Origin of the sequence: Curtobacterium sp. MR_MD2014, from assembly GCF_000772085.1 — a bacterium.
GTDB lineage: Bacteria > Actinomycetota > Actinomycetes > Actinomycetales > Microbacteriaceae > Curtobacterium.
The window spans coordinates 3,364,615-3,375,192 of record NZ_CP009755.1; the positions used below are offsets into that span (position 1 = coordinate 3,364,615).

The 10,578-nt window shown below is 73.5% G+C and carries 12 protein-coding genes and 1 pseudogene; 10 read left to right on the forward strand and 3 right to left on the reverse strand.

Annotated elements, in window-relative coordinates; all coding sequences use genetic code 11:
* Positions 1 to 205 precede the first annotated feature (205 nt).
* Both NI26_RS15615 and NI26_RS15620 read left to right on the forward strand, forming a co-directional pair.
* Entirely contained in the window at positions 206 to 1,522 is a 1,317-nt protein-coding gene (locus NI26_RS15615; protein ID WP_066657346.1) for a hemolysin family protein, read from the forward strand.
* Positions 1,523 to 1,634: 112 nt separating this feature from the next.
* Positions 1,635 to 2,540, forward strand: coding sequence for a helix-turn-helix transcriptional regulator (locus NI26_RS15620; protein ID WP_200884122.1), 906 nt, complete (start codon positions 1,635 to 1,637; stop codon positions 2,538 to 2,540).
* 39 nt (positions 2,541 to 2,579) lie between these two features.
* On the opposite strand, the gene NI26_RS16700 is transcribed toward NI26_RS15620, so the two are convergent.
* Positions 2,580 to 2,882 carry a hypothetical protein gene (locus NI26_RS16700; RefSeq protein WP_066657348.1) on the reverse strand — a complete coding sequence of 101 codons (303 nt, stop codon included), beginning with the start codon at positions 2,880 to 2,882 and terminating at the stop codon, positions 2,580 to 2,582.
* A gap of 47 nt (positions 2,883 to 2,929) precedes the next feature.
* On the opposite strand from NI26_RS16700, the gene NI26_RS15630 reads away from it, so the two are divergent.
* From NI26_RS15630 to uraH, 4 genes and pseudogenes are all read left to right on the forward strand, one after another.
* Positions 2,930 to 3,568: a hypothetical protein gene (locus tag NI26_RS15630; protein WP_066657350.1), complete on the forward strand. Its 639-nt coding sequence runs from the start codon at positions 2,930 to 2,932 to the stop codon at positions 3,566 to 3,568.
* Positions 3,569 to 3,832: 264 nt separating this feature from the next.
* Positions 3,833 to 4,315 (forward strand): FBP domain-containing protein, encoded by a 483-nt coding sequence (locus NI26_RS15635; protein WP_066658844.1) that lies wholly within the window; start codon positions 3,833 to 3,835, stop codon positions 4,313 to 4,315.
* A 56-nt stretch (positions 4,316 to 4,371) separates the two neighbouring features.
* Positions 4,372 to 4,830: pseudogene (uraD, locus tag NI26_RS15640) on the forward strand (2-oxo-4-hydroxy-4-carboxy-5-ureidoimidazoline decarboxylase); the annotation flags it as partial.
* Positions 4,831 to 5,169, forward strand: coding sequence for a hydroxyisourate hydrolase (uraH, locus tag NI26_RS17100; protein ID WP_066658847.1), 339 nt, complete (start codon positions 4,831 to 4,833; stop codon positions 5,167 to 5,169). It begins immediately after the preceding pseudogene.
* Between the two features lie 184 nt (positions 5,170 to 5,353).
* Here the strand turns inward: uraH and NI26_RS15650 are convergent, their stop codons facing one another.
* Both NI26_RS15650 and NI26_RS15655 read right to left on the reverse strand, forming a co-directional pair.
* Positions 5,354 to 6,757, reverse strand: a complete 1,404-nt coding sequence (locus tag NI26_RS15650) for a nucleobase:cation symporter-2 family protein (RefSeq protein WP_235426402.1) — start codon at positions 6,755 to 6,757, stop codon at positions 5,354 to 5,356.
* A 197-nt stretch (positions 6,758 to 6,954) separates the two neighbouring features.
* A complete protein-coding gene (locus NI26_RS15655; RefSeq protein ID WP_066657353.1) occupies positions 6,955 to 7,941 on the reverse strand; it encodes an aldo/keto reductase in 987 nt (328 codons plus the stop codon).
* Positions 7,942 to 8,036: 95 nt separating this feature from the next.
* On the opposite strand from NI26_RS15655, the gene NI26_RS15660 reads away from it, so the two are divergent.
* The 4 genes from NI26_RS15660 (at position 8,037) to NI26_RS15675 (ending at position 10,530) form a co-directional block, all read left to right on the forward strand.
* Positions 8,037 to 8,270 carry a hypothetical protein gene (locus tag NI26_RS15660; RefSeq protein WP_066657355.1) on the forward strand — a complete coding sequence of 78 codons (234 nt, stop codon included), beginning with the start codon at positions 8,037 to 8,039 and terminating at the stop codon, positions 8,268 to 8,270.
* A gap of 119 nt (positions 8,271 to 8,389) precedes the next feature.
* The gene (locus NI26_RS15665; RefSeq protein WP_066657357.1) at positions 8,390 to 8,938 is read left to right on the forward strand and encodes an acyl-CoA thioesterase; all 549 of its coding nucleotides are present in this window, start codon (positions 8,390 to 8,392) and stop codon (positions 8,936 to 8,938) included.
* A 42-nt stretch (positions 8,939 to 8,980) separates the two neighbouring features.
* Positions 8,981 to 9,565, forward strand: coding sequence for a YdeI/OmpD-associated family protein (locus NI26_RS15670; RefSeq protein WP_066657359.1), 585 nt, complete (start codon positions 8,981 to 8,983; stop codon positions 9,563 to 9,565).
* Between the two features lie 83 nt (positions 9,566 to 9,648).
* Positions 9,649 to 10,530, forward strand: coding sequence for an aldo/keto reductase (locus NI26_RS15675; RefSeq protein ID WP_066657362.1), 882 nt, complete (start codon positions 9,649 to 9,651; stop codon positions 10,528 to 10,530).
* The last annotated feature ends 48 nt before the right edge of the window (positions 10,531 to 10,578 follow it).

The window sequence follows — 10,578 nt, forward strand, 5'->3', positions numbered from 1 at the left end:
CGAGCACGATCCGACCCGGGCTCGATCCGACCCGGGCGACCCGGCGGATCGTCGGGACCGCTGACGTCCCGGTCCGTGCACCCCGGACCCACAGCACTCGTGCAGCACCGGCGCGGCGGCGTCCCAGCATGGCTGTACAGGATCACAGCATGGACGATCACCACAGACCGCCCGCCCGTCGCCGACCCACGGTGGTGTCCCGCTGATGGACGCCGACACCTGGATCGCCTTCGGGCTCGTCATCCTCTTCGTGCTCGTCGGCGGTGTCTTCGCCGCGGCGGAGATCGCCCTCGTCTCGCTCCGCGAGTCACAGCTGCAGCAGCTCGAGCGACGTGGCTCCCGCGGAGCCCGGGTCGCCGCGCTCGGGCGTGACCCGAACCGCTTCCTGTCCGCCGTGCAGATCGGCGTGACCGTCGCCGGGTTCTTCTCGGCCGCGTACGGTGCGTCGTCGATCGCGCCGGACGTCGCGCCGCTGCTGTCCGGCCTCGGACTCGACCAGGGGGCGGCCGAGGCCGTCGCCCTCGTCCTGATGACCCTGGTCATCGCCTACCTGTCGCTCGTGTTCGGCGAGCTCGTGCCGAAGCGCCTCGCCCTGCAGCGCGCCGAGGGCTTCTCGATGGCCGTCGCGCCGACGCTCGACCGGTTCGCGACCGCGATGCGCCCGGTGATCTGGGTGCTGTCGAAGACCACGAACGGCGTGGTCCGGCTGCTCGGTGGCGACCCGGACGCCCGCAGCGAGTCGATGAGCACGGAGGAGCTCCGCGGTCTGGTCGAGGACCACGACGCCATCGACGCGCAGGGCCGTCGCATCGCCCGCAGCGCCCTCGACGCCGGTGACCGGATCCTCCGCGAGTCGATGCGCCCCTGGTACGACGTCTCGACCATCGACGCCTCGCTCAGCATCGCGGACGCGACCGACCACGCCATCGAGGTCGGCCACACCCGGTACCTGGTCACCGAGGGCTCGCGGGACGACGTCGCGGGCTTCGTGCACCTCCGCGACCTGCTCCGCCCGACCGACCCGACGGCACCCGTCTCGACGCTCGTGCGCCCCGTGCTCGCGCTGCCGGGGACGAAGTCGCTGTCGAGTGCCATCGCGGACATGCGCACCGAGGGACACCAGATCGCGCTCGTGGTGGACGAGTACGGCGGCAGTGCGGGCATGGTCACGCTCGAGGCGCTGCTCGAGGACCTCGTCGGCCGCATCAGGGACGAGTACGACCCGCCGGCCGCCGAGTCCGACGGGATCGACGGTGCGACCGTGCTCGAGGACCTCGCGGCCGACGGCGGTCCGCTGCTGCCGGACGGCGACTACGAGACCGTCGGCGGGCTCGTGCAGGTGCACCTCGACCGCGTACCCGAGGTCGGTGACGTGGTCGAGACCGGCGAGCACCGCCTCGAGGTCACCGAGATGGACGGGCACCGGGTGGCGCGTGTGCGGGTCACTCCCCGAGCGGCGGACGCCGCCACGGCGGCGCCGGCGGCCACCGAGCCGGTGCACGCGGTCCCGCCCGTCTCCTAGCCGGGCCACCGCCGGACGGGAGGCGCGGTGCCGACCCGCACCGCGCCTCCCGTCCGTCACGGGTACCGCCGGTGCCTGTCGTCGCGACGGTACCGCCACGTACGCTCGTGCCATGGGTATCGACGTGCGCAACGAGATCCGTGACTTCCTGTCCTCGCGGCGGGCGCGGCTCACCCCCGACGAGGTCGGCATGCCGTCGTTCGGGGGCGGCGTCCGCCGGGTGCCCGGTCTGCGTCGGCACGAGGTCGCGATGCTCGCCGGGGTGAGCGTCGACTACTACACGCGGCTCGAGCGCGGCTCGCTCAAGGGCGTCTCGGACAGCGTGCTCGAGGGACTCGCGGGCGCGCTGCAGCTCGACGAGGACGAACGGACGCACCTGTTCGACCTCGCCCGTCTGGCCAACGCCGGCGTCAAGGTGATGCACCGGAACGTACCGACGCGTGTCCGGCCGGGCGTGCAGCGCCTGCTCGACGCGATCACCGGCGCGCCCGCGTGGGTGCGGAACGAGCGCGGCGACGTCGTCGCGACGAACGAGCTCGGACGGGCCCTGTACGCGCCGATGTTCGCGGGCCCCGGGCGCCCCATGAACACCGCACGGTTCACGTTCCTCGACCCGGCCGCGCGCGAGTTCTTCCCCGACTGGGCGGCCACCGCGCGCGAGGCCGTCGCCGTCCTCCGCGCCGCGGCCGTCGCGAACCCCTGCGAGCCCGGTCTCGTGACGCTCGTCGGCGAGCTCTCCACACGGAGCGAGGAGTTCCGCGGCTGGTGGGCTGCCCACGACGTCCGGGTGCACCGACGGGGCGGCAAGCGCATCGCGCACCCCGTCGTCGGGGAGCTGCAGCTGGACTTCGAGGCGCTCGAGCTCGTCGCCGACCCGGGTCTGACGATGTTCACCTACTCGGCGGAGCCGGGCAGCGAGTCCGAGCGGTCGCTCGCGCTGCTCGGGACCTGGGCCGCGACGGAGCGGTCCGAGCGGCTCGCCGCCGTGCGTGCGGGCGAGGCCGAGCTGGACGACTGACGGGCCGACCGGACGACCGCCGTGGTCAGCGGTCGGTCGTCACGGCGCGGTCGGTCCTGCGGGTCCCTCGGGGCGAGGGGCGCCGTCGGCGCCGTCGGTGCCGTCGGTGCCGTCGGTGCCGTCGGTGCCGTCGGTGCCGTCGGTGCCGTCGTCGCTCCCGAGCGTGTCGACGAGCGAGTCCACGCGGAGCCGGTCGATGCGCAGTTCCTTCTCGGTCGCGGTCAACCGCAGCACGCGGATCGCGGCGAACACGAGCACGATGAGTGCGACGACGAGCACGAGCAACAGCAGCACGACCGCCAGGTAGACGATGCTGACGACGGCGAATCCCCCGGAGACCATGCGACGACGCTAGCAGGGAGCGTTCGTAGGGTGGGGCCGTGACGAGGATGCCGGTGGACGAGGACACAGCGGCGCTCCTGCGACGACACCGCCGCCCGGAGCCGACGTTCGTCCGTGCGGTCGCGGGGTCCCTGGCCGATGCCCGCACCGTGCGCGAGGAACGGCCTGGTCCGGTCTCGTACGTGCCCGCGGACCGGCAGGTCGTCTCCGACGGGGACGCCGACGCGGTGCTGCTCACCTTCCCGAGCGTGGACACCGTCGCCGGGCTCGCACGGCCCGAGGACGGCCGGGTCGTCGTCCTCGCGCGCGACCCGGACCGGCTCCGCACCGGCTGGCTCGCCGAGTACGCGTCCGCGGTGGTCGCCGCCGAGGCGGACACGTTGCCGACGGTCGAGCGGCTGGCGACGCTCGTCGGGCCGTCCGTCGAGGTCGTGCGCCTCCCGGTGCCGTTCACCTGCGTGGACGGCTTCGGCGAGGGCTACTACGCGCGACCCGAACGGCTCCTCGACGCCGATGTCCGCGCCGCCGACCCGGCGTGGAGCCTGGTCGACGACCTCACCGCTCGCCGATCGGTCGCCGCCCTGCGGAGCGCGCTCGCGTCGGGCGAGTGGGACAGCCGGTACGGGGCACTCCGCCGGCGGCCCGCGCTCGACGGGTCGGTCGTCCTGCTGCGGCCCGCTCCGTGACTCCCTGACCGGGTCGACGACGACTCCCCGACCGGAGCGACGACGACTCCCCGACCGGGTCGACGACGCGACACGCCCGGCTTGACACGCCGTCGTAGGCTGGGACCGTGAGTCAGCAGGAGGTGGTCGGCGCGCAGAGCGCCGGCATCAGGGCGTGACGCCCCCGGCTGTGCCGTCCGGCACGGCCGCGTCCGTCGAACCCTGACCACACCTCCGCCCGTGCGGCGCGCACCCGCGCCCGGGCCCGTCGAGAGCGACCACACCGTGCTGCCCATCAGCGAGAAGACCATCCGTTCGTCCTTCGTCAACGCCTCCCGCAAGGAGGTCACCGACCTGACCCTGCCGACCGACCTCGAGACGCTGGACTGGGAGTCGCTCGACTTCCTCGGCTGGCGCGACCCGAAGACCGCGCGCCGCGCCTACGCCGTCGTCCCGACGCTCGAGGGCGACCTCGTCGGCATCCTGTTCCGGCAGGCCGAGGCGTCGCCGCGTGCACGGGCGCAGTGCTCGTGGTGCCAGGACGTCAAGCTGCCCAACGACGTCGTCTTCTACGCCGCCAAGCGCTCGGGGAAGGCCGGTCGGAACGGCAACACCGTCGGTACCCTCGTCTGCCAGGACTTCCAGTGCTCCCGCAACGTCCGACGCCCGGTGCCCCCGGCGTACGAGGGCTACGACGTCGAGGCCGCCCGGGTCCGCCGGATCGAGGACCTGCGGCTCCGGATCGCGTCCTTCGCCGCAGACCTCTGAGCCCGCCGAAGCCGCGGGAAACGTCGGCGTAACGCGCGGTCCCTAGGGTGTGGCGGGTGGACCTCCGCGACTTCGACTCCGCCCCCGCCGACGACGCCCGACGGACCGCCCTGCACTGGGCAGCGGTGCCGGCGTGGGCGGACGCCCTGGTGGCCGCTCGACCGTTCCGCACCGTGCCGGCCCTGGTCGCAGCGGCCACCGAGGCGGCGGCGCAGTGGACCGCGGCGGACCTCGACACCGCCCTCGCCGAGCACCCCCGCATCGGCGAGCGCACCACCGAGGCGTCGTCGGCCCGCGAGCAGGGCGCGATGGCGACGGCGGCGGACGACGTCGCAGCGGCCATCGCCCGCGGGAACGCCGCGTACGAGGACCGGTTCGGCCGGGTGTTCCTCGTGCGTGCCGCCGGGCGGACGCCGGAGGAACTCCTCGCCGAGCTCGAGCGGCGCCTCGCGGGGGAGCCGGACGCCGAGGTGACCGAGGCCACCGCTGCCCTGGCCGACATCGCCGTGCACCGGATCCGAGCGACCTTCGGCGTCCCGCACCTGACCACGCACGTGCTCGACGCCCGCACCGGCACCCCGGCCGTCGGTGTCGCGCTGACACTGCGCACCCCCGAGGGCGAGGTCCTGGCCACGGGGGAGACGGACGCGGACGGGCGCGCGGGGCTCGGGCCGGACGTGCTGCCCCGTGGGGACCTGGAGCTGCGGTTCGACACCGGCGCCCACCACCGCGTCGCCGGGGTCCCGACGTTCCACCCGTACGTCGTCGTCGCGTTCACGGTGACCGGGACCGACCACCTGCACGTGCCGCTGCTGCTCAGCCCCTTCGCCCACAGCACCTACCGCGGCAGCTGACCAGGCGGTCGCCCGGCGCCCGGCGCCGAGTCTCGCCCAGGCGGACACGTTCGTGGTCCCACGACCGCGAACGTGTCCGCGGAGCCGAGTCTCGCGGGAGCCGCGGCGGCGCGGCGCGGCGGCGGCGCGCCCGGCGCGGCGGCGGCGCGCGCGGCGGCGGCACGCCCGCGCGGCGCGCGGCGCGTCAGGACCGGCCGTCGCCGACCGTCGCGACCGGCGCCGTCGAGCGCACCGCGTCGTACGACCCCACGGCGGGGTCGGCGCCGTAGCGCTCCCGCAGCCCGCGCGACCCGAGCAGCAGGTTGAGCAGGATCGCGGCGATCGCCCCGGCCGAGATGCCCGAGTCGAACACGAGCGTGAACCACGTCGGGAACGCCCCGTAGATCTCCGGCGCGACGGTCGGCAGCAGCGCGATCGCGAGCGGCAGCGCCACGACGAGCACGTTCCGGTTGTCGAACCGCACCTCGGAGAGCGTCCGGATGCCGCTCGCCGCGACCATGCCGAACAGGGCGACCCCGGCACCGCCGAGCACCGCGTGCGGCACCGCCTCGACGACCGCTGCGACCTTCGGCACGAGTCCGAGCACGACGAGCATGCCGCCGGCGGCCGTCGCCACGTACCGCGAGCGCACCCCGGTCAGGGCCACCAGCCCGACGTTCTGCGCGAACGCCGTGTACGGGAACGTGTTGAAGACCCCGCCGAGCACGGTACCGAGGCCGTCGGCCCGCAGTCCGTCGGCCAGCGTGCGGCGCGACACCGGACGGTCGACGACCTCGCCGACGGCCACCATGTCGCCCGTGGTCTCGGTCATGATGACGAGCCCGACGACGAGCATCGACACGATCGACGCGAGGTCGAACGTCGGCAGCCCGAAGTGGAACGGCGTGACGACGGCGAACCAGGCGGCGTCGCCGATCCCCGACCCGTCGACCATGCCGGGGACGAACAGCGCCGCGACGGTGCCGAGGACGAGCCCGAACAGCACCGAGACCCGCGCGAGCCCGCGCGGCGCGAAGCGCTCGACGAGCACGACGGCCAGCAGCACGCCGGCCGCGAAGGCCACGTCGAGCGGATCGGCAGCGCCGTCCTCCCCACCGTCGGTGATCCACCCGGCTGCGACGCTCGTGAGCGAGACGCCGATGATCAGGATCACGGTGCCGGTGACGATCGGCGGGAACAGCCGCACGAGCTGCGAGAACCACGGCGCCACGAGCACCATGAACACCCCGCAGGCGATCGTCGCCCCGTAGACCGCGGTGATGCCGTGCGCACTGCCGATCGCGATCATCGGACCGACGGCGGCGAAGGTCACGCCCTGCACGAGCGGCAGGCGGACCCCGAAGCGCCAGAAGCCGACGGACTGCACGATGGTCGCCAGCCCGGCGACGAACAGGTCGGCGCTGATCAGGAAGGCCAGGTCGGCCCGGTCGAACCCGAGCGCCCCACCGACGATGAGCGGGACGGCGACCGCCCCGGCGTACATCGCCAGGACGTGCTGCAGGCCCAGCGGCAGGAGCCGACCGAGCGGCGGGACCGTGTCCACCCCGTCCGGTCCGGTGGTCGTGCGTGGTGGTGTCGTGCTGGTCATGGTGCCCCCGTCGCGGTGCCGGTCACGTGTCACCTCGACGCTAGGGAGCCCCTGTTTCCGCCCCGTGACGAGCACGGGTCGCGCGCGTCACGCACCGCGACCCCGGAACGCGCGTTCCGGAGCGACCGCCGACACCGTGACGAACGGGAGGCGCGGCGTCGGCCGACACCGCGCCTCCCGTCCGTCTCCTGGTCGCGTCAGCGACCGATGGACGACATGTCGGGGTACCGGTCACCGGTCGGCACGGGCAGCGCCGACAGGCGCGCGAGCTGGTCGGCGGAGAGCGTCACGTCGGCGGCGCCCACGTTCTCCTCGAGCCGCGAGACCCGCTTGGTGCCGGGGATCGGCACGACGTCGTCGCCCTGCGCGAGGAGCCAGGCGAGCGCCACCTGCCCGGGCTTCGCGCCGACCTCGTCGGCGATCGCCGTGACGGCGTCGACGATCCGCATGTTCTCGGCGAACGCCTCCTCCGCGAAGCGGGGGTTCTGGCGGCGGAAGTCGTCCTCGTCCAGGTCGGACGGCTTCGTGATCGCGCCGGTCAGGAAGCCGCGGCCGAGGGGCGAGTACGGCACCAGACCGATGCCGAGCTCGCGGAGGGTGTCGAGCACGTCGCCCTCCGGGTCGCGCGTCCACAGCGAGTACTCGCTCTGGAGCGCGGTGATCGGGTGCACGGCATGCGCCCTGCGGATCGTGGCGGCGCTCGCCTCGGAGAGCCCGATGTGGCGGATCTTGCCCTCCTGCACGAAGCCGGCGAGCTGTCCGACCACGTCCTCGATCGGGACGGCCGGGTCGACGCGGTGCTGGTAGTAGAGGTCGATGTGGTCGGTGCCGAGGCGGCGGAGCGAGCCCTCGAGCGCCTCGCGGACGGACTCGGGTGCGCTGGAGATGCCGCGCTGCTGCGTGGACGTCTGCTCGCCGGCCTCGTGCCGGTAGAGGCCGAACTTGGTGGCGATCACGACCTGGTCGCGGCGGTCGCCGAGGGCACGACGGAGGAGCTCCTCGTTCGTGTACGGGCCGTAGGCCTCGGCGGTGTCGAAGAGCGTGACGCCGAGGTCGATCGCGCGGTGGATCGTGCGGATCGACTCGTCGTCGTCAGTGCCGGCGCCCGTGTAGAAGGCGCTCATGCCCATGGTGCCGAGGCCGACGGAGCCGACCTCGAGGTCTGCGAGCTTGCGTGTCTGCATGGGTGCAGGTCTACTCCTGCCGGCACCTCGTCAGGGAGGTACCGGCACGGCTACGCTGAGGGCACGGACAGTGTCCGCGACGGAAGGGGAACGTCATGACCGTGGTCTGGATCGTCATCGGCCTCGTGGTGGTCGTCGCCGCCCTGCTCGTCGTGCTCGAGGTGCAGAACGCCCGGCGTCGGAAGGCCCTGGCGCACCTGGAGCCCGTCGACCCGCGCGTCGGGGAGCGCGCGATGTCCGAGGCATCCGGGGAGCACGCGATCATCGAAGGCGTGGCGAAGTCGGCACACCCGGGGATCAGCGGCGCCGGGGGCGGCCCGCTCGGCTGAACCGCCCCGACCAGGCGGTTGCAGGTTCCGCTGCACGGTGTTGCACTCGACACCGGACGCGCTCGTGCGGTTCCTCCAACGGGATCGGACGCACAGCCCGGCACTGGTGTGATCGACCCGTGAACCTGTACCTCCGGCTCTTCCTCCTCGGCCTGCGCCTCCGGCTGGCCGCCCTGCGACCGGGGCGGCGCCCCTCGCTGTGGGACGAGGCCCGCACGCCCTTCCGCGTGCTGCCGACGGACCTGGACACGCTGCGGCACGTGAACAACGGCCGGTACCTGACGCTGATGGACCTCGGCCGCTACGACCTGCTGTACGGGTCCGGCTTCTGGCAGGATTCCGCCCGCCGCGGCTGGTACGCCGTCGTCGCTGCGCAGACGATCACGTACAAGCGCTCCCTGACGCTCGGGGAACGTTTCACCCTGCACACCCGGGTGCTCGGCGTCGACGAGCGCGCCGTGTACATGGAGCAGACCTTCGTCCGGCAGGGCGCGGTCGTCGCTCGGGCGGTCGTCCAGGCACGGTTCCTGCGGCGCGAGGGCGGCCAGGTGACACCCGACGACGTGGTGGCCGCGGCGGGCGGCGCGGCGCGGGACCTCACGCTGCCCGGCTGGGTGCACGAGTGGGCCGACGCCGTGCGGATCAGCAGCGGCGGCGGCGTTCGCTGACCGGTCCGCCCGCGGCCGCGGTGCCCGTCCTACGATGACGGCGTGGACGACGACGACCTGGTGCTCCCCGACGCAGCCGCCTGGCGTGCCTGGCTCGACGAGCACGAGGACGATCCCGACGGCGTCTGGCTGGTGCTCGCCAAGAAGGGCACGACGGAGCCGACGTCGCTGACGTACGACCAGGCGCTCGACGAGGCCCTGTGCTCGGGGTGGATCGACGGGCAGAAGCGCGGCCGGGACACGGCGACCTTCCGGCAGCGCTTCACCCCGCGCCGCCGGGCGTCGCTCTGGTCCCAGCGCAACATCGGGCTCGTCGCGGCACTCGAGGACGCCGGCCGCATGCGCCCACGCGGTCGCGCCGAGGTCGACCGCGCGAAGGGCGACGGACGGTGGGACCGCGCCTACGCCGGAGCGGCGACCGCCACCGTGCCCGACGACCTGCGGGCCGCGCTCGACGCCGCACCCGCTGCGGCCGCGCTGTTCGCCGAGCTCGACGCGACGAACCGGTACGCCGTGCTGCACCGGGTCGTCACGGCACCGAGCGTCTCCGCACGGGCGAACCGGATCGCGAAGCTCGTCGCCGGGCTCGCGACCGGCGAGACGCCGTACCCACGCCCGGGTCGTTGACCAGGGCCCCCGCGCTGCCCGTCGCACGCGCCAGGGGGACACCGATCCAGCAACGGGTCACTCCACGGGCGTAGACCGGGGTCATGACCACTGGTACCGACACCATGAACCGTCCTGCCGCCGCCTCGGGCACGTTCCGCATCGGCGGTGACCTCGAGGTCCACCGCCTGGGCTACGGCACCATGCAGCTCACCGGCCCGGGCGTCTGGGGGCCGCCGAAGGACCACGACGAGGCCGTCCGTGTCCTCAAGCGCGCGGTCGACCTCGGCGTCGACTTCTTCGACACGGCCGACTCCTACGGCCCGTACGTCGCCGAGGAGCTGCTCCGTGAAGCCCTGCACCCCTACGGCGACGACATCGTCATCGCGACCAAGGCCGGCCTGACCCGCACCGGCCCGAACGAGTGGCCGCCGGTCGGCCGCCCGGAGTACCTCCGCCAGGAGGCCGAGATGAGCCTCCGCCGCCTCGGCCTCGAGCGCATCGACCTGTTCCAGCTGCACCGCATCGACCCGAAGGTCCCGCTCGAGGACCAGATCGGCGAGCTGAAGAAGCTGCAGGACGAGGGCAAGATCCGCCACATCGGCCTGTCCGAGGTCTCCGTCGACGACGTGAAGGCCGCGCAGGAGCACGCCGAGATCGTCACCGTCCAGAACCTCTACAACCTGCAGAAGCGCGACGCCGAGGAGCTCCTCGACTGGTCCGAGGAGCAGGGCATCGGCTTCATCCCGTGGTTCCCGCTCGCGACCGGTGGACTGACCGGCGAGGACTCGCCGCTCACCGAGATCGCGCAGCGCAAGGGCGCCACGCCGGCACAGCTCGCGCTCGCGTGGCTGCTGAAGCGCTCGCCCGTGATGCTGCCGATCCCGGGCACCTCGAGCGTCGACCACCTCGAGGACAACATGCAGGGCGCGACGATCGAGCTCACGGACGAGGAGTTCGCGGAGCTGTCGAAGCTGGGGGAGTGACCCCACCAGGCACCGGACGGGAGGCCCGTGGCGACACCGCCACGGGCC

What these genes read in the sequence shown, in the direction of transcription:
- NI26_RS15615 (WP_066657346.1), top strand. Translation starts at nt 206, where the DNA reads ATGGACGCCGACACCTGGATCGCCTTCGGGCTCGTCATCCTCTTCGTG.
- NI26_RS16700 (WP_066657348.1), bottom strand. Translation starts at nt 2,882, where the DNA reads ATGGTCTCCGGGGGATTCGCCGTCGTCAGCATCGTCTACCTGGCGGTC.
- NI26_RS15650 (WP_235426402.1), bottom strand. Translation starts at nt 6,757, where the DNA reads ATGACCAGCACGACACCACCACGCACGACCACCGGACCGGACGGGGTG.
- NI26_RS15660 (WP_066657355.1), top strand. Translation starts at nt 8,037, where the DNA reads ATGACCGTGGTCTGGATCGTCATCGGCCTCGTGGTGGTCGTCGCCGCC.
- NI26_RS15655 (WP_066657353.1), bottom strand. Translation starts at nt 7,941, where the DNA reads ATGCAGACACGCAAGCTCGCAGACCTCGAGGTCGGCTCCGTCGGCCTC.
- NI26_RS15675 (WP_066657362.1), top strand. Translation starts at nt 9,649, where the DNA reads ATGACCACTGGTACCGACACCATGAACCGTCCTGCCGCCGCCTCGGGC.
- NI26_RS15630 (WP_066657350.1), top strand. Translation starts at nt 2,930, where the DNA reads ATGCCGGTGGACGAGGACACAGCGGCGCTCCTGCGACGACACCGCCGC.
- NI26_RS15620 (WP_200884122.1), top strand. Translation starts at nt 1,635, where the DNA reads ATGGGTATCGACGTGCGCAACGAGATCCGTGACTTCCTGTCCTCGCGG.